General features: G+C 45.6%; 24 protein-coding genes and 1 riboswitch. Of the genes, 22 read left to right on the top strand and 2 right to left on the bottom strand.

Annotation, left to right across the window (positions count from 1 at the left end; genetic code table 11):
- The first annotated feature begins 4 nt into the window (after positions 1-4).
- The 7 genes from MKX80_RS12335 to MKX80_RS12305 all read left to right on the top strand — a co-directional run bounded on the left by MKX80_RS12335 (position 5) and on the right by MKX80_RS12305 (position 7,103).
- A complete protein-coding gene (locus tag MKX80_RS12335) occupies positions 5-2,194 on the top strand; it encodes an RNA ligase (protein ID WP_154994269.1) in 2,190 nt (729 codons plus the stop codon).
- A gap of 262 nt (positions 2,195-2,456) precedes the next feature.
- A complete protein-coding gene (locus MKX80_RS12330) occupies positions 2,457-2,801 on the top strand; it encodes a hypothetical protein (protein WP_043928407.1) in 345 nt (114 codons plus the stop codon).
- Positions 2,802-2,902: 101 nt separating this feature from the next.
- Positions 2,903-3,053, top strand: a riboswitch (FMN riboswitch).
- A 108-nt stretch (positions 3,054-3,161) separates the two neighbouring features.
- Positions 3,162-4,250, top strand: a complete 1,089-nt coding sequence (gene ribD, locus MKX80_RS12325; RefSeq protein WP_154994272.1) for a bifunctional diaminohydroxyphosphoribosylaminopyrimidine deaminase/5-amino-6-(5-phosphoribosylamino)uracil reductase RibD — start codon at positions 3,162-3,164, stop codon at positions 4,248-4,250.
- A gap of 11 nt (positions 4,251-4,261) precedes the next feature.
- Complete coding sequence (ribE, locus tag MKX80_RS12320) at positions 4,262-4,909, top strand: riboflavin synthase (RefSeq protein ID WP_154994274.1); 648 nt, start codon at positions 4,262-4,264, stop codon at positions 4,907-4,909.
- A 22-nt stretch (positions 4,910-4,931) separates the two neighbouring features.
- Positions 4,932-6,128, top strand: coding sequence for a bifunctional 3,4-dihydroxy-2-butanone-4-phosphate synthase/GTP cyclohydrolase II (locus tag MKX80_RS12315; RefSeq protein ID WP_182070443.1), 1,197 nt, complete (start codon positions 4,932-4,934; stop codon positions 6,126-6,128).
- A gap of 34 nt (positions 6,129-6,162) precedes the next feature.
- Positions 6,163-6,627 (top strand): 6,7-dimethyl-8-ribityllumazine synthase, encoded by a 465-nt coding sequence (ribE, locus tag MKX80_RS12310; RefSeq protein ID WP_154994278.1) that lies wholly within the window; start codon positions 6,163-6,165, stop codon positions 6,625-6,627.
- A gap of 101 nt (positions 6,628-6,728) precedes the next feature.
- Positions 6,729-7,103 (top strand): GNAT family N-acetyltransferase, encoded by a 375-nt coding sequence (locus MKX80_RS12305; RefSeq protein WP_165427452.1) that lies wholly within the window; start codon positions 6,729-6,731, stop codon positions 7,101-7,103.
- 10 nt (positions 7,104-7,113) lie between these two features.
- Here MKX80_RS12305 and MKX80_RS12300 read toward each other — a convergent pair whose 3' ends face one another.
- Positions 7,114-7,635: a DUF309 domain-containing protein gene (locus MKX80_RS12300; protein WP_182070444.1), complete on the bottom strand. Its 522-nt coding sequence runs from the start codon at positions 7,633-7,635 to the stop codon at positions 7,114-7,116.
- A 120-nt stretch (positions 7,636-7,755) separates the two neighbouring features.
- Positions 7,756-7,851, bottom strand: a complete 96-nt coding sequence (locus MKX80_RS12295; RefSeq protein WP_003183108.1) for a YjcZ family sporulation protein — start codon at positions 7,849-7,851, stop codon at positions 7,756-7,758.
- Between the two features lie 181 nt (positions 7,852-8,032).
- Between MKX80_RS12295 and MKX80_RS12290 the strand changes: the two genes are divergently transcribed.
- The 15 genes from MKX80_RS12290 (at position 8,033) to MKX80_RS12220 (ending at position 23,113) form a co-directional block, all read left to right on the top strand.
- Positions 8,033-8,788 (top strand): segregation/condensation protein A, encoded by a 756-nt coding sequence (locus MKX80_RS12290; protein ID WP_154994282.1) that lies wholly within the window; start codon positions 8,033-8,035, stop codon positions 8,786-8,788.
- Positions 8,778-9,371, top strand: a complete 594-nt coding sequence (scpB, locus tag MKX80_RS12285; RefSeq protein ID WP_182070445.1) for an SMC-Scp complex subunit ScpB — start codon at positions 8,778-8,780, stop codon at positions 9,369-9,371. Before MKX80_RS12290 ends, scpB begins: the two co-directional genes overlap by 11 nt.
- A 114-nt stretch (positions 9,372-9,485) precedes the next feature.
- Positions 9,486-9,977 carry a YpuI family protein gene (locus MKX80_RS12280; RefSeq protein WP_154994286.1) on the top strand — a complete coding sequence of 164 codons (492 nt, stop codon included), beginning with the start codon at positions 9,486-9,488 and terminating at the stop codon, positions 9,975-9,977.
- A 153-nt stretch (positions 9,978-10,130) separates the two neighbouring features.
- The gene (locus MKX80_RS12275; RefSeq protein WP_268313481.1) at positions 10,131-11,285 is read left to right on the top strand and encodes a D-alanyl-D-alanine carboxypeptidase family protein; all 1,155 of its coding nucleotides are present in this window, start codon (positions 10,131-10,133) and stop codon (positions 11,283-11,285) included.
- The gene (locus MKX80_RS12270) at positions 11,273-11,860 is read left to right on the top strand and encodes a nucleoside recognition domain-containing protein (protein WP_154994290.1); all 588 of its coding nucleotides are present in this window, start codon (positions 11,273-11,275) and stop codon (positions 11,858-11,860) included. The genes MKX80_RS12275 and MKX80_RS12270 overlap by 13 nt, the downstream gene beginning before the upstream one ends.
- A 4-nt stretch (positions 11,861-11,864) precedes the next feature.
- A complete protein-coding gene (locus tag MKX80_RS12265) occupies positions 11,865-12,401 on the top strand; it encodes a spore maturation protein (protein ID WP_023857485.1) in 537 nt (178 codons plus the stop codon).
- Positions 12,402-12,559: 158 nt separating this feature from the next.
- Entirely contained in the window at positions 12,560-13,294 is a 735-nt protein-coding gene (rluB, locus tag MKX80_RS12260; RefSeq protein WP_043054363.1) for a 23S rRNA pseudouridine(2605) synthase RluB, read from the top strand.
- Between the two features lie 84 nt (positions 13,295-13,378).
- Entirely contained in the window at positions 13,379-13,918 is a 540-nt protein-coding gene (locus MKX80_RS12255; RefSeq protein WP_154994332.1) for a thiol-disulfide oxidoreductase ResA, read from the top strand.
- Positions 13,915-15,555 (top strand): cytochrome c biogenesis protein ResB, encoded by a 1,641-nt coding sequence (locus MKX80_RS12250; RefSeq protein ID WP_182070447.1) that lies wholly within the window; start codon positions 13,915-13,917, stop codon positions 15,553-15,555. The genes MKX80_RS12255 and MKX80_RS12250 overlap by 4 nt, the downstream gene beginning before the upstream one ends.
- A gap of 12 nt (positions 15,556-15,567) precedes the next feature.
- A complete protein-coding gene (gene ccsB, locus MKX80_RS12245; RefSeq protein ID WP_154994294.1) occupies positions 15,568-16,743 on the top strand; it encodes a c-type cytochrome biogenesis protein CcsB in 1,176 nt (391 codons plus the stop codon).
- A gap of 145 nt (positions 16,744-16,888) precedes the next feature.
- Positions 16,889-17,611, top strand: coding sequence for a response regulator transcription factor (locus tag MKX80_RS12240; protein ID WP_043928422.1), 723 nt, complete (start codon positions 16,889-16,891; stop codon positions 17,609-17,611).
- Positions 17,608-19,389, top strand: coding sequence for an ATP-binding protein (locus tag MKX80_RS12235; protein WP_339226867.1), 1,782 nt, complete (start codon positions 17,608-17,610; stop codon positions 19,387-19,389). The genes MKX80_RS12240 and MKX80_RS12235 overlap by 4 nt, the downstream gene beginning before the upstream one ends.
- A 434-nt stretch (positions 19,390-19,823) precedes the next feature.
- Complete coding sequence (locus tag MKX80_RS12230) at positions 19,824-20,525, top strand: response regulator transcription factor (RefSeq protein WP_154994298.1); 702 nt, start codon at positions 19,824-19,826, stop codon at positions 20,523-20,525.
- A 3-nt stretch (positions 20,526-20,528) separates the two neighbouring features.
- A complete protein-coding gene (locus MKX80_RS12225; protein WP_268343426.1) occupies positions 20,529-21,980 on the top strand; it encodes a HAMP domain-containing sensor histidine kinase in 1,452 nt (483 codons plus the stop codon).
- Positions 21,977-23,113 carry a WD40 repeat domain-containing protein gene (locus MKX80_RS12220; protein ID WP_182070449.1) on the top strand — a complete coding sequence of 379 codons (1,137 nt, stop codon included), beginning with the start codon at positions 21,977-21,979 and terminating at the stop codon, positions 23,111-23,113. The genes MKX80_RS12225 and MKX80_RS12220 overlap by 4 nt, the downstream gene beginning before the upstream one ends.
- The last annotated feature ends 218 nt before the right edge of the window (positions 23,114-23,331 follow it).

Raw genomic sequence — 23,331 nt, 5'->3', positions numbered from 1 at the left:
AACAATGAGGACTTTAGTACTGCTTAGAGGCTGCCCTGGCACCGGGAAATCGACCTGGATCAGGGATCATCAATTGAATCAATATACGCTGTCTGCTGATCAGCTGAGGCTGATCCATCAGACACCCGTGTTAAATTTGGAAGGGAAATACGACATCTCCCAAAAAAATGACGGCAAGGTATGGAAGCTTTTGTTCAGCCTGCTTGAAGAAAGGATGGAAAGGGGAGAATTCACCATCGTTGATGCCACACATGCGAAACAAAGCATGATTTCAGGCTATAAAGCTCTTGTTTTAAAGTATCGCTACAGAGCGTATGTGGTTGATTTTTCCGATATTCCGCTTGAGACCGCTCTGTTGAGAAACCGGGAGAGGATAGAGCATAAACGGGTGCCCGACAGCGTGGTTCACGCCATGCACGAGCGGATTTTATCTGAACCGGCGCCTTCCTGGACAACGGTCATCAAGCCGGAAGAATTTGACGATGTGATGCAGTATAAGCCGAGGCGGCTTGACAGCTATAAAAAAATACATGTCATCGGGGATGTGCACGGCTGTTTTACGGTGCTTGATTCCTATTTGAAAGGCAGACTTGAAGATGACGAGTTATATATTTTTACAGGCGATATGCTTGATAGAGGAATAGAAAACGCAAAAGTCGTTCAATTTCTGCTCAGTATCAAAGACCGCAAAAATGTGGTTTTGCTCGAAGGAAATCATGATAAATACTTAAAGCAATACGGGCATGATGAAGAGACAAGAAGCAGCGTGTTCAACAAGAAGACCAAACCGGAATTAGACGAAGCAGGCTTTGATAAAAAGGATATCAGGGAATTGGCCAGGCGCTTCCACCAAATTGTCTACTTCACGTATGGAGAAGACACTTACATCATCACGCACGGAGGCATTTCCGCGCTCCCTGACAACCTTCTGTTTACGGCTACCAGCCAGCTGATCAACGGTGTCGGCGGATATGAGACAGATATCGACCATGTCTTTACGAAAAATATGGAAGGGCGGAACATCATTCAAATCCACGGGCACAGAAACATGTTCCGGCTTCCAGTGCATGCAGCCGCAAAATCATATAACCTGGAAGGGCAGGTGGAGCACGGTGGGCATTTAAGAGTTGTCACCATCGATCGGTCGGGAATTCAAACACATGAAATTAAAAATGATGTGTTTAAAACTTCCGCTCCTCCGCTTACTTCTCATCACGAACACGAGGAGCTGACGGTCGAACATTTTCTAAAGCATTTGGACGAACACGATTATGTGTCTGAGCAAAAATTAGCTGGCGGCATTTCCTCTTTTAACTTTACGAGGAAGGCTTTTCAGGAGAGAAAATGGGACAGCGTCAGCATGAAGGCAAGAGGGCTGTTTATCAACAGAAACACCAATGAAATTGTCAGCAGAAGCTACAACAAATTTTTCAACATCGATGAGCGCCTGACGACGAAAATGCATGTTCTCGTTAACACGCTGCGCTTTCCGGTCACCGTTTATGATAAGGCGAATGGATTTTTGGGAACGGTCGGCTACAATTCTGAAACCGATGAGCTCGTCTTCACCTCAAAATCCTATACATCGGCAAGCGGACAAAAAGACGGTCATGCAAAATGGGTGGAAGAACTGTTTCACAAAACGTTTGACGCATCACAGATAGAGGATATAAAAGAATATGTAAAAAAACGCAATGTTTCATTAGTGTTTGAAGTCGTGCTGCCAGAAAAAGATCCGCACATTATCGAGTACAAATCGGACAAGCTTGTCCTTCTCGACATTGTCAAAAGGCAAATGAAATATGAAAAGTTGCCGTATGAAGACGTCGTCCGTTTTGCCGAGACATATCGCGTAGAATGTAAGCAAAAAGTCATTGCTTTTCACCAGTGGACCGATTTTTATAAATGGTACCTATCTGTGTCAAATAACCCGTCGATTGAAGAGGAAGGATATGTGATTGAAGACTCGGCAGGATTTATGACAAAATTGAAACTGCCTTTCTATCAATATTGGAAGTTCGTACGCAAAATCAAACACAGACTCGGCGCGGCTGCTGCTCGCTCGTCCCAGCACGATGCGCTGTTCCATTCCGAGCATGTAAAGTTTCTCGCCTGGGCAAAAACGAAAGACAGCGAGTATTTTAAAAATCAGTCCGTTATCGCCATCCGAAACGACTTTTACAGTGAAACCTAAAGCGAAGAAAACACAGTAAACGGTTTTTTGAAAATAGTTATTTAGACTCAATTTCTAAGCTTGTTTTTCATACACACCCCTAAATCAGAATGTATATTCGTAGGTTATAAGTAGTATTTCGTCTGAATATGAAACGATTTCCCTTCATTTTGCGTTATACTTAAAAACCACATATTTTCCGTCTGAATCGAATGTGTTTTATTTCATCATTCACAGGAAATAAACATAGGATAGTTCAGAACGTGTTCTGGAGGTTTTGATCATGGGGAAAATAAAATTCAAGCTCACGGTTCTGCTCGTTTTGGCTGCCGTACTGGCCGGAGGCTTTTATTATTTAAAAAACGGAAGCGTTCAGGATGTCTCAACGGCGCTCAGCCAAACCGTCTCATCTGAGGAAAAGAACTATACCATTTATCAATATAAGATCACCAAAATTGACGGCACTGAATACCACGGGGTATCAGATAACGGAACGAAGATCATTTTTAATGCGAAAAATCTCAACCAGGATCTGTCCGACATTAAAGAAGGAGACAAAGTAAAGGCCTACTTCTCTAATGCCAACAGAATCGACGGATTAATCAAAGTCGTCAAGGTGGCAGATTAAAAACCCTCTGTTTTTCAGAGGGTTTTTCTGTGCAAGCAGTTTTCATTGCAATTTTAATATACGGCCGCTATAATTACGCATAAGGACAAGTAAATATCGATTGTATCCTTCGGGGCTGGGTGAAAATCCCGACCGGCGGTAATAAAGCGAGAGACAGCTTTAGAGCCCGTGACCCGCTGTGCTTCGTGCAAAGCGGTGGATTCAGTGAAAAGCTGAAGCCGACAGTGAAAGTCTGGATGGGAGAAGGATGAAGAGACTATGTAAAAATAATGAATAAGCATAGTTTTATTTCTCATGCACAAAAACAAACCCCCGGATCGACATCCGGGGTTATTTTTTTGGAAGAAGGGAGGAAAATTCATGACAGATGCGCATTATATGAATCTTGCATTGGAGCTTGCGAAGCAGGGCGAAGGTCAGACCGGGGCCAATCCGCTTGTCGGAGCCGTTGTCGTCAAAGACGGCGAAGTGGTCGGAATGGGAGCCCATTTAAAATACGGCGAAGCGCATGCAGAAGTGCATGCCATTCAAATGGCAGGCCGCCATGCGGAAGGAGCCGACATTTATGTGACGCTTGAACCGTGTAGCCATTACGGTAAAACGCCTCCTTGCGCGGAATTGATTATTCGTTCCGGTTTGAAGCGGGTGGTCGTGGCAGCGGAAGATCCAAATCCACTCGTTTCCGGAAGAGGAATCGAGATGCTGAGAAGCGCCGGGATCGAGGTGGAAACAGGCGTTCTCAAAGAACAGGCGGAAGAGCTGAACGAAAAGTTCATGCATTATATGCAGACTGGCCTTCCGTATGTGACATTAAAAGCCGCTGCCAGCCTTGACGGCAAAACCGCTACCACAACAGGCGACAGCAAGTGGATTACTTCTGAAGAAGCGCGAATGGACGCTCACCAATACCGAAAAAATCACCAGAGTATTTTAGTCGGATCGGGCACAATAAAAGCAGACGACCCGAGTTTAACATGCCGTCTCCCTGGTGCGGTGAATCAGCCCGTGCGTGTTGTTCTGGATACGACGCTGTCAATCCCGCTTCAGTCAAAAGTGATTCAGGATAAAGAAGCGCCAACTTGGATTTACACGACGTCCAAGGCAGATCCCGAAAAGGTTCGGAACCTGGAAAAAGAAGGCGTACAGGTAACCGTGCTGGATGCGGATGAACTTCCGGTGCGCGACGTGCTTCTGCACCTTGCAGATCGCGGCATCGCTTCAGTCTTTGTCGAAGGAGGCGCAACGGTCCACGCAAGCTTCGTCAAAGAAGGACTCTATCAGCAAATGATCTTCTATCTTGCCCCTAAATTAATCGGAGGGCTGCAATCTCCCAGCATCCTCTCCGGTGAAGGCTTTCAATCGATGAAAGATGTCCCCTTACTGCATTTCACAACCATTACCAAGATCGGCCAGGATATAAAGCTGGCGGCAAAACCGATAAAAGAATAAGGCGGTGGCATATGTTTACAGGCATCATTGAAGAAGTCGGAACGATTTTGGACATGAAAAAGGCGGGAAGCGCCATGTCTTTAGTCATTCAATCCAACAAAGTGATCGAAGATGTCAAGCTCGGCGACAGCATTGCTGTCAACGGAGTCTGCCTGACCGTAAATGAGTTCGGTTCCGGCAGTTTCACGGCGGATGTCATGCTTGAAACGCTGAAAGCAACATCACTCGGCACATTAAAAAAAGGAAGCCGCGTCAATCTTGAAAGGGCGATGGCGGCAAACGGCCGCTTCGGCGGGCATATGGTGTCAGGGCATGTCGACGGCACTGCATCGATCGTGCGCATAGAAAAAGCGGCTAACGCCGTATACTATGATTTAAAACTTGACCCTTCACTAGCCAAAATGCTTGTGTTAAAAGGTTCGATCGCCGTAGACGGCGTCAGCCTCACCATTTTTGGACTGACGGAGGATCAAGTAACAGTCTCGCTTATCCCGCACACATTGGATGAAACAATTTTTCCGGAAAAAAAGGCCGGAAGCATCGTCAACATTGAGTGCGATATGATCGGCAAATACATTTACCGCTTTCTCCACCAAGGAAAACAAGAAAAACAGACAAAACCATTGACTGAATCATTTTTTAAAGACAACGGGTTTTAAATGAAAGGAGGCTGCGTGCCTGATGTTTCACACAATTGAAGAAGCGATACGTGATTTGAAGCAAGGGAAAGTCATCATCGTGGTCGATGACGAGGATAGGGAAAACGAAGGCGATTTCGTTGCGCTCGCAGAATACGCAACACCTGAAGTGATCAACTTTATGGCTTCGCACGGAAGGGGGTTGATCTGCACGCCGCTCAATGAAGAGATCGCTTCACGGCTTGACCTCCATCCGATGGTAGACGAAAATACCGATTCTCATCACACGGCATTTACAGTCAGTGTGGATCACCGCGATACAAAGACGGGGATCAGCGCTCAGGAGCGGTCGTTGACCGTCATGTCGCTGATCGATGATCACGCGCTTCCGGGCGATTTTAAAAGACCGGGGCACATTTTCCCCCTGATTGCGAAACAAGGCGGCGTTTTAAAAAGAGCCGGACATACGGAGGCGGCCGTTGACCTTGCAGAAGCGTGCGGTTCCGCGCCGGCCGGCGTCATCTGCGAAATCATGAATGAAGACGGCACGATGGCAAGGGTGCCTGAACTCAAAAAAATAGCCGATCAGCACGGCTTGAAAATGATTACGATTAAAGATTTGATCGAATACCGCTACAGCAAGGGAACGCTGATCAACCGAGAAGTGAAGATTACGCTGCCTTCCGAATTCGGTACATTCAAGGTTTACGGCTATACAAACGAAATCGATGACAAAGAACATATAGCCCTCGTCAAAGGCGACATACCTTTCGGGGACGAGCCTGTGCTTGTCCGCGTACACTCGGAATGCCTGACGGGCGATGTTTTCGGCTCTTACCGCTGCGACTGCGGCCCGCAGCTTGCCGCTGCGCTCGCGCAAATCGAACAAGCGGGCCGGGGCGTGCTCCTGTATTTGAGACAGGAAGGAAGAGGAATCGGCTTAATCAATAAACTGAAAGCTTACAAGCTGCAGGAAGAAGGATATGACACCGTGCAGGCTAACGAAAAACTCGGCTTTCTCCCAGATCTTCGCAACTACGGGATCGGCGCCCAAATTTTAAGAGACCTCGGCGTGAAGCAAATGAAGCTGTTAACGAACAACCCGCGAAAAATTGCCGGTCTCGAAGGCTACGGGTTGACGATCGCAGACAGGGTGCCGCTGCAGATGGAGACAAAAAAAGATAATGAAAAGTATCTAAAAACGAAAAAATCAAAATTGGGGCATATGCTTCATTTTTAAACTAAAATCAATCACAAAAAAGGACGGGATTCATATGAATAAAATAGAAGGTCATGTAATTGGAACAGATTTGAAAATTGGGATCGTTGTGGCAAGATTCAACGATTTTATTACAAGCAAACTTCTAAGCGGTGCAGAAGATACGCTGCTGAGACATGGGGTCAAAGCTGATGATATTGATGTCGCCTGGGTTCCCGGGGCATTCGAGATTCCGCTGATCGCCAAAAAAATGGCTGAAACGAAAAAATACGACGCCGTGATTACACTGGGCACAGTCATCAGAGGGGCAACAAGCCACTATGACTATGTCTGCAATGAAGCGGCAAAGGGGATTGCAGCGAGCAGCATGTCAACAGGTGTTCCGGTGATCTTCGGTGTATTGACGACAGACACGATCGAGCAGGCGGTAGAACGCGCCGGAACAAAAGCAGGAAATAAAGGTGCAGAAGCTGCCGCGGCAGCGATTGAAATGGCGAACCTGACCCGGTCGCTTCAATAATTACCGAAAAAGAGTTTAAAAAGGTTATAAAAATGTTTATAATGTGATGTGAAGCGACTAGCCTTCGTTAGATCCACATTTTGATATATTGAGGGGTATTTATGTTAATTCGTTATAAAAAGTCATTCGAAAAGATTGCGATGGGGCTCCTTTCGTTTATGCCGAATGAGAAGGACGTCAAGCAGCTTCAGCAGACAATTAAAGACTATGAAACGGACACTGAAAGGCAACTGTTCCTATGGAAAGAAGGCGAGGATATTGTCGGCTGTGTAGGAGTAGAGAAAAGAGAAGAAGAAGTCGAGATCAAGCATATCAGTGTAAACCCGTCTCACCGTCATCAGGGAATCGGTAAAAAAATGGTGTCGGCCATTTCGCAAATGTTTGCACCTAAACCGCTGGTTCCGAATGAATTAACTAAAGGATTCTTTGCGCGCTGTCAGGATCACGAAAATGAAGACATCACATATAACCAATGAGCAGAGGCTTCTAGCCTCTGCTCTTTTTTCGCCGTTCGATTTGTTTTTCCCTCTCGGCAACCACTTCAGTCCGGTCTCTCAGCCGGTGTTTCTCAATGATAAAGGCGTCTGGTGCAGCGTTTGCTCCCCATTCATATGACCTTTTTTCGCATTGTTTCCGGCATGCATTAATCAATGCTTCATCTGCGATCGGAAGCATGATGCTTTCATAAGGAGAATGGGCTTCGATTTTTTGGTAAGTCTGCCTTAACAGTTCGATGAAGCGGCTGTAATCCAATCCGAGTGATTCGACTGCGTCTTTTTCGGACGCCAGGATGCGGATGCTGTTCGCCATTAATCTCTCTGCACCGGCAAAATTGTTTCTCCGCTGATGGTAGAGCGCGACAGCCAGCTGAATCAACCCGACCCAGTATAATTTCCGTTCGCCGGGAGGGTCCTTTTTCCAATGGTCTTCTAGAATTTCGTGGCACTCAAAATAATCCCTTGCCCCATGAAATTCGGCCAGGTAATCGATATAAGCTTGGGGATACATCTGACATCCTCCTTTAAGTTTCCGTTAAAGTGTATCATAAGAACGGAACGGAGGAAAAACGGCTGATATATCCAAGCAGTGAAAAAAGCGCCCGGCAACGGACGCTTCTCATCTTTTATGTTAATAGATCCATGCCGCTCCTACAATAATCAACAAAATAAACAGAACGACAATCAAAGCAAATCCTCCGCCGTAGCCGAAGCCTTTACCTCCCATGTTGTTCCCTCCTCAGATTTAAGATTTTACACAGTATTCTATGCAGGATACGCTCAAACCGTATAGGCGGATGCCAAAGCTTCTTAAATTATATTGGACTTCATGCAGACGCGTAATTTATACTAAAGGGTAGCCAGTTTTAGCCGGCTTAGAAGCGATTTTGAAAATGGTGAGAAATGACATGGAATATCAGGTGAAAATCGAGGCGTTTGAAGGACCCCTGGATCTGCTGCTGCACTTAATCAACCGCCTTGAAATAGACATTTATGACATACCTGTTGCGAAGATAACCGAGCAGTATTTATTATATGTGCACACGATGCGCGAACTTGAGCTCGACGTGGCCAGCGAGTATTTGGTGATGGCTGCGACCCTTCTCAGCATCAAAAGCCGAATGCTCCTTCCAAAGCAGGAAGAAGAGCTGTTTGACGAAGAGTTTCTCGAGGAGGAAGAGGACCCGAGAGAAGAATTGATTGAAAAATTAATAGAGTACAGAAAGTACAAAAGTGCTGCACAAAATTTAAAGGAGCGCGAGGAAGAGCGGCAAAAAGCATTCGCAAAGCCGCCGAGCGACTTAAGCGACTACGCCAAGGAAATCAAACTCAGCGAGCAAAAGCTGTCCGTCACCGTTTACGACATGCTCGGGGCGTTTCAAAAGGTGCTGAACCGTAAAAAAATCAACCGGCCGTCTGAAACAAGAATTTCAAGACAGGAAATACCGATAGAAGAACGAATGACGCAAATCGTCGACTGTTTGAAAACGTCCCGCAAAAGGATGCATTTTATGGAACTGTTCCCGTACGAGCAGAAAGAGCATCTCGTTGTGACGTTTTTGGCGATTTTGGAGCTGATGAAAAACCAGCTGATCATCATTGAACAGGAACACAACTTTTCAGACATTTACATAACAGGGAGTGAAGCGATTCATGACGCTTGATATCGTGAATTGGAAAGCCATTGTCGAAGCGCTTTTGTATGCCGCCGGCGACGAGGGCCTGACAAAAAAACAGCTATTATCGGTCTTAGAGGTCGATGAAGCCGAGCTACAGGATATTATGCTTGATGTCAAAGAAACCTATGAAAAAGAAGACAGGGGCATCGAGCTTGTCGAGTACGCGGATACGTACATGCTTTCGACTAAAAAAGAATTCGCCGTCTATTTGAAAAAGCTGATTGAAGCCCCTTCAAAAGGGCTTTCTCAGGCTGCCCTCGAGGTATTGGCCATCGTCTCATATAAGCAGCCGATTACGAGAGCGGAAGTCGAGGAGATCAGAGGGGTCAAATCTGAACGGATTCTCCAGAGCCTTGTCGCAAAAGCGCTGTTGTGCGAAGTAGGCCGGGCGGACGGACCGGGCAGGGCGATCTTGTACGGTACAACAGAAACATTTCTTGAACAATTCGGCTTAAAGACGCTAGAAGAGCTTCCGCCGCTGCCCGAAAATGTAGAAGAAGACGGGGTTCAGGAGGAAGCCGATCTGTTCTTTGAGAACTTTAACCAGACGTTCGAAGATTTAAAATAGATTCACCTTAAGGACCGAAGTATGATAATATATATTATCGTATTTTTTATGTTTAATTTCATTCATGAAAGAATACGATTGTAACAAAGCGATGAGGAGAGGGTGCCGACACCAATGGGAAAATCTATGGCAAGAGCCCAAACCGAGCAGGCAGGCGAATTTTTAGCACAGACCGTTCAGACGCTGAGCGATTATTTAAACGAAACAACGCTCTCATCCCTTGAAGCTGAAGAGCCCGGGAGAAGAGATTATTATCGCGATGTCCTCAGCAACTTGAGGAAACTGGCGGTTTACTGTGAAGAAGGGCTTGCGGCCTGCCGAATCAGGCTGCAGCAGGATCCTTTTCAGGACGCTGCCGCTGAAAGGACGCTCTATCAGATCTATCATCGATGCATAGAAGAATTTTTCACACCGAAAAAAGATACTTGGTACGAAGACAGCAGAGCGGCCTACACGGGAAAAAACGCCATTTGCTTTCACGAACCAGCGCCGGCCTCATTAAAAAATTTGATGGCTTCGCTTGAAACAGAATATCAATCGATGAGAGAAGAATTGGAATACTATGCGACTGACTATCGGATGAAGATGGTTCAGCCGAGATCATAGCTTAAATGAACCGTGTGCCGGAACTCCCCCTTTCATGAAAGGGGGAGTTTTTATGTTGCTTGAGATTTTTCTCGGGGAATCATCCAATTGGTGTTCATAACGGAAAGACAAGCGCATAAACTTGTACAAACAACCACAAGGACGTGAGAAAAAATGCGCTTTTTTCTAAAACAAGCTGCAGCAGCCATCATCATATGCTCTCTTTTATGCTCTTCATACCAAACCGCTGAAGCACAGCCTTCCCTTCATGTCAGCGCAAGAAGCGCGATTGTCATGGACGGGCAATCCGGACGGGTTTTGTTTGCGAAGGATGAGCATGAAAAACGGCGCATTGCAAGCATTACGAAGATTATGACAGCCATTTTGGCCGTGGAATCGGGCAAATTGGATGAGACGGTCACGGTCAGCGACAGAGCGGTCAGGACGGAGGGATCATCGATCTATTTGACAAGCGGACAAAAGGTGAAGCTGAAGGACCTTGTTTACGGTTTGATGCTGAGATCGGGAAATGACGCAGCCGTTGCGATTGCCGAGCATGTGGGCGGAAGCCTGGAAGGCTTTGTCTACATGATGAATCAAAAAGCGGCCGACCTCGGCATGGAAAACACCCTGTTCCGCAATCCGCACGGACTCGATGACCACCCTGATCACTATTCCTCGGCCTATGATATGGCGCTTTTGACGAAATATGCGATGAACAATGAAACATACCGAAAAATCGCCGGAACGAAGCACTATAAGGCAGAAACGATGCAAGGCATCTGGAGAAATAAAAACAAGCTTTTAACAGGGCTTTACAAATACAGTACAGGCGGGAAGACGGGATATACAAAGCTGGCAAAGCGTACACTCGTCTCCACTTCATCGAAAGACGGAACCGATTTGATCGCCGTCACAATCAATGCCTCTGACGACTGGAATGATCATATGAACATGTTCAACTATGTATACGGCCACTACAAAACATATATCATCGCAAAAAAAGGCGAGATTCCAAAATTAAAAGACTCTTTTTACGGAAATAAAGCTTTTATTAAACGGGATGTCACATATCTGTTAAACGAAGATGAAAAAGAAGACGTGAAGGTTGACATCGAGCTTCTTGAACCGAAAAAATCATGGCGTAAAAACAAAAAAGAAATCCCGGACATCATCGGGGAAATGAACGTCATATTCAACGAAAAAACGATTGCAAGCGTCCCGATTTATTATGAAAACGAACGCAACAAAAAGCCGAAAAAATCGTTTTTTGAGACCTTTCAATCCGTATTCCAAAGAGCGGCAGGCGGTTCATCATGGTCAATATAATCTGGGTCGGCTTAACGGTGATCGGTCTGGTGTTTGCGCTTTTCAACGGAACGGTTCAGGAAGTCAATGAAGCCGTATTTAAAGGATCGAAGGAAGCCGTCACGATTGCGATCGGACTGATGAGCGTCCTTGTTTTTTGGCTAGGGCTGATGAAAATCGCTGAACAATCCGGGCTGCTCGAAAAATTCAGCAGGTTGTGCCGTCCGTTCATTTCAAAGCTGTTTCCCGAGATCCCTCCGGATCATCCGGCGATGGGGTATATTTTATCCAATTTAATGGCCAACTTTTTCGGATTGGGCAATGCGGCGACACCGCTCGGCATTAAAGCGATGGAACAGATGAAGGTGCTCAACCGGAACCGCAGGGAAGCGAGCCGCTCAATGATCACCTTTCTGGCGGTCAATACGTCAAGCATTACCTTGATTCCGACGACCGTCATCGCGGTCAGGATGACATATGATGCAAAGGCGCCGACAGACATCGTCGGTCCGACCATTTTGGCGACTTTAATATCGGGGATCTTTGCGATCTTCATCGACCGATACTTTTATTATAGAAGAAAAAAGAAGGGGTGAGCATTTGGAATTCATCAATTGGCTTTCTCTGGCCCTTATCCCGTTTATCATCGCCACGATTCTGCTATACGGTACATTCAAAAAGGTTCCGACTTATGAAGCATTTGTTGAGGGAGGGAAGGAAGGAATCCAAATTGCATTTTCCATTATCCCTTATTTGGTCGGTATGCTTGTCGCGATCACCGTTTTCCGTGCTTCAGGGGCGCTCGATTTTTTTATGAATCTTTTAAAGCCCGTGTTTTCCGCCGTGGGAATTCCGACGGAAGTGGTTCCGCTGGCTCTGATCCGGCCGATTTCAGGAACGGCAGCGCTAGGCATGACGACCGATTTGATCGCTGTTTACGGGCCCGATTCATTCATTGGCCGGCTGGCCTCTGTCATGCAGGGATCGACAGACACGACCCTGTATGTTTTGACCGTCTATTTCGGAGCGGTCGGAATTAAGAAAATGGGAGATGCTTTAAAGGTGGGACTGCTTGCTGATTTAGCGGGGATTATCGCGTCTGTGATTATTGTAACATTGCTGTTTGGAAGCGCCTGATCAACAGGCGCTTTTTTGCTTTTCTACCAAAACTGTTTTACTTTTGACGTGAGAAAGGATACATTTAAGGGCGGAGTGCTTCTTTCCTAAGGAAGAAGGCGCCTGCAAACTTGTTTGTTGGTCTGGAAAAAAGTAAGATAATACATGAGGTGAAAGATATGGAACGACTTCAAAAAGTAATCGCCCACGCCGGTATTGCATCGAGGCGGAAGGCGGAGGAACTTATAAAAGAAGGGAGAGTCACGGTCAACGGCAAAACCGTCAGAGAGCTCGGCGTTAAAGTGTCAAGCTCCGACCGGATCGAGGTAAACGGCGTCCAGCTTGAAAGCGAAGAACCCGTTTACTTTCTCCTGTATAAACCGAGAGGGGTTATATCAGCAGTCAAAGACGACAAAGGCCGGAAAGTTGTGACCGACTTTTTCACCGAGGTGGAGGAGCGGATTTATCCGATCGGAAGGCTTGATTATGATACGAGCGGCCTCTTATTGTTGACGAATGATGGGGACTTCGCCAATAAATTGATGCACCCGAAATACGAAATTAACAAAACGTATGTAGCAAAGCTGAAAGGCATTCCTTTAAAGGAGAATTTAAAAAAACTTGAGCGGGGCGTACGCCTTGAGGAAGGAAAGACAGCTCCGGCAAAAGTGAAGCTTTTGTCACTCGATAAGAAAAAGCAGACAAGCATCGTCCAAATCACGATCCATGAGGGGCGAAACCGCCAGGTCAGGAGAATGTTTGAAGCCATCGGACACGAGGTGCTCAAGCTGAAAAGGGAAGAGTACGCTTTTTTGAATCTGGCGGGCTTGAAAACCGGGGAAAAAAGAGAGCTCACGCCTCATGAAGTCAAAAGGCTCAGGGCATTGGCCGAACACGGTAAAGCGGCTTTCTAAATTTTCACACAACCTTCAAAAAAGGCAAATGGCTATCAGTCTTGAGATGATATAATGAAACTGAATGTCTAAATGAGGGGGCGGATTATGAAAAAAAAGCGTTTTTACATTCGGACAGGCATCCTCCTTGTGCTGCTTGCAGCGCTTGGCTACACGCTGTACAGCGCCGTGTTTCAAAATACGGAAAGTGTGGCGGTGGGGGAAAAAGCTCCCAATTTTTCGCTGGAGGATGTTGACGGCAACCGTCTCAAACTGGACGAACTAAAAGGCAAAGGGGTATTTTTAAACTTTTGGGGAACATGGTGTGAACCATGCAAAAGAGAATTTCCTTATATGGCGAATCAATACAAGGTGTTTAAGGATCAAGGGGTCGAAATCGTCGCCGTCAATGTCGGCGAATCAAACCTTGCCGTCCGAAACTTTATGAAAGACCACGGCGTCAATTTTCCGGTTGTGCTTGATAAAGACAGGCAGGTGCTGAACGCCTACGATGTCACACCGCTGCCGACCACGTTTCTCATCAACCCTGACGGAGAGATTGTCAAGGTCGTGTCGGGCACGATGACAGAACGGATGATCCATGATTATATGAATATGATCAAACCAGAGGGATCGTCATCATGAAAGAAATCAAATGCGAATGCGGCCATGTGAATCCGGCAGGTACCGTTTTGTGTGAATCGTGCGGAAAGCCGCTTGTCAAACAGGAGGCCAAACTCCTTGACATGCGGTATGATGGAAGTGCGAGACGCTCTCAAACATATAACAAAACAATCGTAGATAAAATATGGAATTTCTTTTCGTCTGTAAAGGTCGGCGTCTGGCTGATCGTCATTACGCTGACAGCATCTGCTTTTGGAACGATTTTTCCGCAGGAAATGTTCCTGCCGCCGGGTGCGCAGGCTGATACATACTACAGCGAACAATACGGGCTTCTCGGACAAATCTATTATGCTCTCGGTTTTCACAATCTTTACGGTTCATGGTGGTTTATTATTTTGGTTGCCTCAATCGGCATTTCGCTTGTCATCTGCAGCCTTGACCGGGTCGTTCCTTTGTACAGGGCGTTGAAAAATCAAGGCGTCACGCGAAATCCGAACTTTATGGAGAGGCAGCGCCTTTTCAGCCGGACGGAAGCGGATTTGTCCGAAGACACAAGAACGCAAATCATCGGTAAACTGAAGAAAAAACGGTACCGCGTCAAGGAAGAAAACGGCAACCTGTTTGCAGAAAAAGGCCGTTTTTCAAGGTGGGGCCCTTATGTTAACCATATCGGGCTGATTATATTTCTCATCGGGGTCATGCTCAGATTTGTTCCGGGCATGTATGTCGACGAAACCCTTTGGATCAGGGAAGGGGAGACCGTGCCCATCCCGGGAACTGACGGCCATTACTACTTGAAAAACAACCGGTTTACAAAAGAAATGTACGACAGTGAAAAAGAAAAAGAAGTATTTTCAGAGGCGATCACCAAAGCCGGTGACGGGACTGTCGCAAAAACATATCAAACCGATGTTGAACTGTATGAAAGAAAAAATGACAGCCTGCCGGGTGAAGCGCCTGAATTGAAGAAAGTGAAAAACGGCAAGATCAGGGTCAATGATCCCTTGAAATTCGGTTCATATGCACTCTATCAGCTGACTTACAAGGAAGGCGAGCTCGACAAAATGGTGTTTCAGCTGATTGAAAAAGACAGCGGGAAATCTTTCGGCAAAGTGGCAATCGACCTCTTGGAGCCGAAACCGGAATATGATCTTGGCAACGGTTACAAAGTTCATATTGCAAGCTACCTGCCGGACTTTTATTTTAACAAAGACGGGGAACCGAGCACGAAAACGAGGAATCCGAACAATCCGGCTTTTGTGTTCCAGATCACCGCTCCGGATAAGCCTAAAGGAGAAAAGAGTTTCGTGGCGATTCAGGAAACAATCGAAGGTTCTGACGACAATAAATACAAAATGAAGTTTGACCACGTCGAAACGAAGAATCTCTCAGGCCTCACAATTAGAAAAGATTTGACTTTGTGGGTGCTCATGGTCGGCGGCGCCATCTTTATGATCGGCGTCATCCAAGGGATGTACTGGCACCACAGAAGGATCTGGCTCAGAAAGCTGGACGGGCATGTGCTCGTCGCCGGACATACGAACAAAAACTGGTACGGGCTGAAGCAGGACTTGAAGGCCGTACTCGAGGATACGGGGATATCCGAACCGGCCGATCAAAAAGAACTGTCAAAGGAAAAAAATAAACGGCCAGCATAGGGAGGGGTTTTCATGGCAGAGTTAAGCGGCAATTTATTGTACGCGGCATTTCTTTTGTATCTCTCAGCGGTCTTCTTTTTTGGCGGCTCCATCAGGAGCAAGGCTTCAGACCGGAAGAAGAAGAACCGCTGGGCATCGATCGCAGTGTTGATCACGATCATCGGATTTGTATGCCAGTTTGGATATTTTATTGCGAGATGGATCGTTTCCGGACACGCACCGGTCAGCAATCTCTTTGAATTTACAACTGCTTTCAGCATGATGCTCGTCCTGGCGTTCATCATCATCTACTTTATTTACAAGCTGTCTGCTTTGGGACTGTTTACACTGCCCGTTGTTCTGCTTTTAATCGCATATGCCAGCATGTTTCCGACCGATATCACACCGCTGATTCCGTCGCTTCAAAGCAACTGGCTTTATATTCATGTCACGACTGCAGCTCTCGGGCAGGCGATTCTCGCCATCAGCTTTGTCGCCGGCGTGATCTTTCTGCTCAAGCATGTGGATCAGTCAAAGCCGGGCAAAAAAACATTCTGGCTCGAATTTGTCATGTTTATGCTTGTGACAACGCTCGCGTTTATCCTTGTGACGACCTCATTCCGCATCGGGGGCTATGAGGCGCAGTTTAAGTGGATTGATAAAGACAACCAGGAAGACGTCATGATTTACGAGCTTCCCGCTCTTATCGGCCCGAACAAGGGCGAACTTTTAACGGAGGAGAGGATGGAGCCGCTTGTCAATGTGCCGCCTATTTTTTCAGGCCGAAAGCTGAATACCGTTCTCTGGTCGTTTGGAACCGGAGCCTTGCTTTACGGTGTCATCAGGCTGATCATCAGAAAACGCATCAGTCAGCTTCTTCAGCCGCTCGTGAAAAATGTGAACCTTGACCTTGTCGATGAAATCGGCTATCGCTCCGTTTCGATCGGCTTTCCGGTTTTTACGCTTGGCGCGCTTATTTTCGCGATGATATGGGCACAGCTGGCATGGAGCAGATTCTGGGGCTGGGATCCGAAAGAAGTCTGGGCGCTGATTACATTTTTGTTTTATGCAGCTTATCTGCATCTCAGGCTTTCAAGAGGCTGGCACGGCGAAAAATCGGCGTGGCTCGCCGTCATCGGTTTTGCCATTATTATGTTTAATCTTATTTTTGTAAACCTTGTCATCGCCGGACTTCATTCTTATGCATGATCCGTGCGGTGCAGGAAGGTCCGGGCTTTTCACCGGGCCTTCCGCAGCTTTTTGTTTTAAACTGCGGAAAGGCCATTCTTAGCTTGGCTTACGATCGCTTTTCTAATAAAATGAATGTAAGAAGATTCAAATCAGGAGGTTTACGATGGAACAGACGAAAGAGACAAAAATATTAGTAGTAGATGATGAGGCAAGAATCAGACGACTTTTAAAAATGTACCTGGAAAGGGAAAACTATAAGATCGAAGAAGCCGAGAATGGCGATGAAGCCATCGATAAAGCCCTCGGCAACGATTACGATTTAATCCTGCTCGATTTGATGATGCCCGGAACCGACGGCATTGAAGTATGCCGCCAAGTACGCGATAAAAAAGCCACTCCGATCATCATGCTGACGGCGAAAGGCGAGGAAGCGAACCGGGTGCAGGGCTTTGAAGTCGGAACCGATGATTACATTGTAAAACCTTTCAGTCCGAGGGAAGTGGTGCTGAGAGTCAAAGCGCTCTTGAGAAGATCATCGCAAACCTCTTACCTGAATACAGATACAACGGCAAAAAATGTTCTTGTTTTTTCTCACTTATCCATTGATCACGATGCTCACAGAGTCATGGCGGACGGGACCGAAGTCAGCCTGACGCCGAAAGAATACGAACTGCTTTACTTCCTGGCCAAAACCCCTGATAAAGTATACGATCGTGAAAAGCTGCTGAAGGAAGTATGGCAATACGAGTTTTTCGGCGATTTGAGAACGGTCGATACCCATGTTAAACGTTTACGTGAAAAACTGAACAAAGTCTCGCCGAAAGCTGCGAAAAAAATCGTAACAGTATGGGGTGTCGGGTATAAATTTGAGGTCGGAACCGAATGAAGTTTTGGAAGAGCGTAGTCGGTAAACTGTGGTTTACCATACTGCTTTTGGTTTCATTTGTCTTATTTATCCTTACGTTCTTTCTGCTTGAGTTTATTGAAAACTACCATGTTGATGAAGCGGAAGCTGATTTGACAAAGCTCGCCAGCAAGGTGGCCGTCATCATGGAAAACCATAAAGACCAGGAGACAGCGAGGTCGATCACATGGGAGCTTGCCGATGAACTGACGAGCATCACGGTCATTAAAAACGAGAATGAATATTGGTATTCGCCGCGGGAACATCAAAAAGTGGCTTCCATCACATTAAAAGATATTAAAAACGATCCCGATCTGAACGAAGCCCTTCGCAAGCATCAAAAAGTGCAGAAAAGGACGGTTATCTCCAATCAAAAGAACGATCAGCTGATTGTCGGTGTACCGTACGGGAAAGGCGAAGATGAAGGCATGGTGTTTCTTTCTCAATCGCTTCTTGCCGTGAAGGATACGACACAGCATACGACGAGATACATCCTCTTTGCCGCTGCAATTGCGATTGTGTTAACGACGATTTTCGCTTTCTTCCTGTCAAGCCGGATTACTTACCCGCTCAGAAAAATGCGGCAGGGTGCCCAGGACTTGGCAAAAGGGAAGTTTGATACGAAGATTCCGATCCTGACCCAGGATGAAATCGGTGAGCTGGCGATTGCCTTTAATCAAATGGGGCGTCAGCTGAAGTTTCATATTACGGCACTCAATCAGGAAAAGGAGCATTTGTCGAATATCTTAAGCAGTATGGCCGACGGCGTGATCACCATCAATATCGACGGGACGATCCTTGTGACAAATCCCCCGGCTGAACGCTTTTTACAGGCTTGGTATTATGAGCAGAACATGAATGTAAAAGAAGGCCATGAACTGCCCCCTGAAGCCCGCGAGCTTTTTCAAAACACGGTCAGCACGGAGAAAGAGCAGATGATTGAAATGACCCTGCAAGGCAGAACATGGGTGCTGCTCATGAGTCCGCTGTACAATCAGTCCCATGTACGCGGAGCGGTCGCCGTGTTGAGGGATATGACGGAGGAAAGACGGCTTGATAAGCTGAGAAAAGACTTTATCGCAAATGTCAGCCATGAGCTGAGAACACCGATTTCGATGCTTCAAGGGTACAGTGAAGCGATCGTTGACGACATCGCAAGCTCTGAGGAAGAAAAAAAGGAAATCGCACAGGTCATCTATGACGAGTCTTTAAGAATGGGAAGGCTTGTGAATGATTTGCTGGACCTTGCCAGAATGGAGGCGGGGCATATTTCCTTAAACGTTGAACCGGTGGAGCTCCGTGAATTTTTTGAGAGGGTGTTCAGAAAGTTTTACGGAGTGGCCGGAGACAAAGATATTACGCTTTCTCACAATCTTGATCTGAACGAAACCAAATTTGTGTTTGATCCGGACAAAATGGAGCAGGTATTAACAAACCTGATTGACAACGCGATCCGCCATACAAATGCCGGTGGCACCGTACATGTCGATGTGCAGTCAGCGCAAAGCGGACTGAAAATCGCCGTGAAAGACTCGGGCAGCGGCATTCCCGAAGAGGACCTGCCGTTTATTTTTGAACGCTTTTACAAAGCTGATAAAGCAAGGACGAGAGGAAAAGGCGGGACGGGCCTCGGACTTGCGATCGTCAAAAACATCGTCGATGCACACAACGGATCGATCACCGTCCACAGCATGCTGAACGAAGGTACTTCCTTCACGTTTTACATTCCAAGAAATAAGCAGGATGATGGCCAAATTTGACGAAGAATCTTGTTCCATAAGAAACAAAGAGCACCTGTTCATGCAGAACAGGTGCTCAGTTATTTGAGGGCAAGATGTATCCAATTTGTAAAATTTCTGCTTATCCTGAAACGTTTAAGCCTTTGTTGCCGATAAAAAAGTGAGAATTTCAAAAAACAGATGAACGTCGAAGAGGAAATGGATGAAGTATTTGGGACAACCGGAAACTTTATGATAGTGAAAACCGCATATGGAAATGATCGCTCCCGTTCTGATAATCTATAAAAGGCAGTTCATTTTTTTCTGTGCCTTAAAGTCCGCCAGCGATCCAATTGCGGACTGTCAAATGAAGACTTTGGTTTGGATTTATGTATAATCTCTATAGAAGGATGCGAGAAACAAAAGAGATTTTTTTAGATAAAATAAGCATGAAACAGGGAATGAGTGATGACTTTATGGATAAAACCAAAATACTGATTATTGAAGATGATGAAGCAATTGCTGATTTGCTTTCATACGGGCTGACGTCCGAAGGTTTTGAAACGTGTACGGTCAATAACGGTTCTTCAGGAATGAGGAAATTAGATCAGTTCAAACCTGATTTTCTGCTACTCGATTGGATGCTGCCGGACTGCAGCGGTTTGGATATTTGCAAAAAAGTGACCGAAAGCTATAATATTCCGATCCTGATGATCACCGCCAAATCAGATATTACGGATAAAATACTTGGACTGGAATTCGGAGCCGATGACTATATTACAAAGCCATTTGATCTGCGCGAAGTTGTCGCGAGAATCCGCACGATCCTTCGGCGTCTGGAACAAGCCCATCACGTGAACGAACGGGAAACGGAAAAAGTGGATGAGATCCGGTTTAAAAATATCGTGATCGTTCCGGGGGAAAGACTGGTGAAAAAAGACGGGGCAGCCGTCGAATTAACTCCGAAAGAATATGATCTGCTTATGACTTTGGTTGACCATCGGGGAAAAGTTTTTACGCGTTCAGAGCTTTTGGAATTCATCTGGGGATACGATTTTTTCGGTGACACCCGTACAGTCGATACCCATATTCAAAGACTCCGCAAAAAGCTTGATGCAAGCGACTCGATTAAAACAGTGTTCGGCATCGGATATAAATTCGAGAAGCAGGAGGAGTAGAGAGTGTTACGGACCATCAAGGGCAAGTTTATTGTTGGCTTTTTTCTGATTTTTTCTCTCTCTTTCCTTGTGCTCAATCACACGGTTAAGAATGTTATTTGGTCGAGTAATGAAAAAATTGTAACATCGGATTTAGTCGAACTGAAAAAAAACAGTATCGTCTATGTAAACCAAGCATTTTTAATCAATCACTATAAAAACAATGAACTTTATTTCGGTGATATGGCCGATGAAATAGTAGATAATTTAAATCACTCCACAGGAAGCAATGTCGGTGTTTATACCGTGAATGGCGCATTGTTGGCTTCTTCTGATCAAAAGGTGTTTTCCCGAGGGAGTGATGAAGATCTTAAACAGGCGATCAAAGGAAAGACTGCCTATCATATCACCTATAACCGCAATAAAGCAGAAGTGTTTTTTTCATATCCGGTTGTCGTTGAAGGCACAAAAGTAGGCATATTACGCTTTTCGAAAAATTTCGACCTGCAGTATAAGCAAAGCGGAGAGATTCTGGATATTGTTTTTTACATCGCACTTGCCATATTTGTGGCGGCGTTTCTTTTCTCCTATATCCTGTCCAGACATATCACGATTCCTCTCGTCAAGCTGACAGATGCCACCTCACAAGTCAAGAAGGGAAAACTGGATATGGATATCCACTTTAATAGAAAAGATGAAATTGGGCAGCTTGCCGTCAACTTTAACGACATGATCAGCAGAATTCGAGAACAAATTTTAACTATCGAAAGGGATCGCGATCGTTTAAAGGAACTTAACGAACAAGAAAAACGATTTTTTGACAATATGACGCATGAGCTGAAAACACCTCTGACTTCCATCCAAGGATATGCAGAGATTATAAAAGATAAAGGGGAATCGGATCGGGCATTTTTTGATAAAGGAATGAACCACATTGTTGAAGAAAGCAGGCGCCTGCATCATTTGGTGATCAAGCTTCTTGAAGTATCCCGGGAAACGTCCAAGGGTGCTCAATTTGACAGGATCGACGCAGGGGAAATTTTAAATGACGTTTGCGAATCGATGAAGTTTCGGGCAGAACGGTATAAGAAAAGGATCGCCTGTGACATTGAGGATGGCCTGTACGTTCACGGTCAGGTGAGCAGGCTGCGCCAGCTTTTTATCAATCTGCTGGACAACGCCATCAAATACAGCTTATCTCATTCGGAAATCTTCATTAAGGCCGAAATCGTTGGAGAAAACATTCTTTTTACATTCAAGAATCCAAGTGCTCCATTGGAAAATGACCAACACTCCAAAATGTTCCAGCCTTTTTATTCAGTCAATCAGAAGATTAAGGAAGAGGGAAGTGTAGGTTTGGGATTAAGCATTGTGAAAACAATTGTTGACGAACACGGAGGAACAATCGAGATGTTCTACGAGGAAAACCATACAGTGATTCATGTTGAATTAGCTTACGCAAAGGTTGAGAAATGATGAAAAACAAACCGTTTATCATATGGGCAGGAGTGCTGTTGTTTCTGGTCATTATCGTGTCCAGTTATAATGTCGGAAAAAGGTCGGAAACGATTATTATCCCAAGCGGGGAAGAAAATCATAGCGATAACCAGAAGAAGACCCGCCCTTTTCAAGTCAATACGATCTATCGCCTTCCAAAAGCAGGGCAGCTGCTTGGGTGGTCTTCACCGGATTCCGTTGTCGGTTTTTTCAAGGGAGATGGGACATCCGAACGTACAGCGCTCAGCCTTCAGCGTCTTTCCTCCCCCTATGAAAAAGCTGAAATCGTAAAAGGCATTGAAAGCAACATGTCCAACCTAAAAATGTCTCCAGACGGAAAGCACATCGCCGGAGTCACTTTGGGATTAAGTAAGGCATCAATGCAGCTGCTTTCGACAGCGAACGGGAAAAAAACAGAAATCGCCAGCATCTCCGCCAGCAATGAGGTCTATGTTCAAGATGTTTCATGGTCAAATAATAGCAGATACGTTTGTTATCTCGTTTTAGATGTCGGGCAGGGGAATCAGACCAGCCTTCGTGTTTATGATACGGATTCCGGAACGCTCAAAACGTATACATTGAATGATTTCGCGGAAAAAAATTCGCTTACGGGAGTTAACATCTCCGATAATGGACGAGATTTGCTGCTTACCGTGTTACAGCGTTCCGACGAGTACGGGATCAGAATGGGAACCATTGACGGCAACCGCATTAAAATCCACGACAAGCGTCTGGACAGCCGTGGCGCCCCTGTTTGGTTAAACAATGATCAATTTGTATTCCTGGACACAGGGGAAACCCTGTACGAATATGATCGCAGAAACGGCGAGTTGTCTGCTCTGCTCGAAAAAGTAACTGTTTTTAAATTCTCAAACGACTTAAAGAAAATCGCTTACTCTTTGAAGGATGAAGACAATATCTATGCAGGCAAGCTTCAAGGGAAAAATATCCTGTATGAAGAACCGATATACCACGGCACCATCCCTTCGGAAATATATTGGAGCCCGGACGGCAACAGCCTGCTCGTTAACGCTCAATACCAGTATCCTGCCATAGAGAGTGCATCCGCGCGATTTTTAGAAGAACAAGCTTATATTATCACATTTAAATAACCGATCATTGTCCACTTTAATATCAGGCGAAAAAACCTTATTTCAGTTAAAAACTGAAATAAGGTTTTTCTTTTGTAAAGACCTCATGTTTTCCACCCGTTTATTCCCTTCTTACTATTTTCTACAGGGTAATCAGTCCGATTATTTACTCCTCAAAAAATGATGTTTTTCTTCTTTTTGTGACATTTTGTTTACAAGTTGGTCGAACTTCTGCGATA

It is taken from the genome of Bacillus sp. FSL K6-0972, assembly GCF_037976035.1.
Taxonomy (GTDB): domain Bacteria; phylum Bacillota; class Bacilli; order Bacillales; family Bacillaceae; genus Bacillus; species Bacillus haynesii.
This window is presented reverse-complemented; position numbering and strand designations above follow the sequence as displayed.

Excerpts from the sequence above, each read along its gene's own strand:
- MKX80_RS12295 (WP_003183108.1), bottom strand. The coding sequence starts at position 7,851 with ATGGGAGGTAAAGGCTTCGGCTACGGCGGAGGATTTGCTTTGATTGTC.
- MKX80_RS12270 (WP_154994290.1), top strand. The coding sequence starts at position 11,273 with ATGGTCAATATAATCTGGGTCGGCTTAACGGTGATCGGTCTGGTGTTT.
- MKX80_RS12275 (WP_268313481.1), top strand. The coding sequence starts at position 10,131 with ATGCGCTTTTTTCTAAAACAAGCTGCAGCAGCCATCATCATATGCTCT.
- scpB (WP_182070445.1), top strand. The coding sequence starts at position 8,778 with ATGACGCTTGATATCGTGAATTGGAAAGCCATTGTCGAAGCGCTTTTG.
- MKX80_RS12330 (WP_043928407.1), top strand. The coding sequence starts at position 2,457 with ATGGGGAAAATAAAATTCAAGCTCACGGTTCTGCTCGTTTTGGCTGCC.
- ccsB (WP_154994294.1), top strand. The coding sequence starts at position 15,568 with ATGGCAGAGTTAAGCGGCAATTTATTGTACGCGGCATTTCTTTTGTAT.
- MKX80_RS12240 (WP_043928422.1), top strand. The coding sequence starts at position 16,889 with ATGGAACAGACGAAAGAGACAAAAATATTAGTAGTAGATGATGAGGCA.
- rluB (WP_043054363.1), top strand. The coding sequence starts at position 12,560 with ATGGAACGACTTCAAAAAGTAATCGCCCACGCCGGTATTGCATCGAGG.
- MKX80_RS12290 (WP_154994282.1), top strand. The coding sequence starts at position 8,033 with ATGGAATATCAGGTGAAAATCGAGGCGTTTGAAGGACCCCTGGATCTG.
- MKX80_RS12315 (WP_182070443.1), top strand. The coding sequence starts at position 4,932 with ATGTTTCACACAATTGAAGAAGCGATACGTGATTTGAAGCAAGGGAAA.
- MKX80_RS12220 (WP_182070449.1), top strand. The coding sequence starts at position 21,977 with ATGATGAAAAACAAACCGTTTATCATATGGGCAGGAGTGCTGTTGTTT.
- MKX80_RS12250 (WP_182070447.1), top strand. The coding sequence starts at position 13,915 with ATGAAAGAAATCAAATGCGAATGCGGCCATGTGAATCCGGCAGGTACC.
- MKX80_RS12305 (WP_165427452.1), top strand. The coding sequence starts at position 6,729 with ATGTTAATTCGTTATAAAAAGTCATTCGAAAAGATTGCGATGGGGCTC.
- ribE (WP_154994278.1), top strand. The coding sequence starts at position 6,163 with ATGAATAAAATAGAAGGTCATGTAATTGGAACAGATTTGAAAATTGGG.
- ribD (WP_154994272.1), top strand. The coding sequence starts at position 3,162 with ATGACAGATGCGCATTATATGAATCTTGCATTGGAGCTTGCGAAGCAG.
- MKX80_RS12300 (WP_182070444.1), bottom strand. The coding sequence starts at position 7,635 with ATGTATCCCCAAGCTTATATCGATTACCTGGCCGAATTTCATGGGGCA.
- ribE (WP_154994274.1), top strand. The coding sequence starts at position 4,262 with ATGTTTACAGGCATCATTGAAGAAGTCGGAACGATTTTGGACATGAAA.
- MKX80_RS12335 (WP_154994269.1), top strand. The coding sequence starts at position 5 with ATGAGGACTTTAGTACTGCTTAGAGGCTGCCCTGGCACCGGGAAATCG.
- MKX80_RS12230 (WP_154994298.1), top strand. The coding sequence starts at position 19,824 with ATGGATAAAACCAAAATACTGATTATTGAAGATGATGAAGCAATTGCT.
- MKX80_RS12280 (WP_154994286.1), top strand. The coding sequence starts at position 9,486 with ATGGGAAAATCTATGGCAAGAGCCCAAACCGAGCAGGCAGGCGAATTT.
- MKX80_RS12235 (WP_339226867.1), top strand. The coding sequence starts at position 17,608 with ATGAAGTTTTGGAAGAGCGTAGTCGGTAAACTGTGGTTTACCATACTG.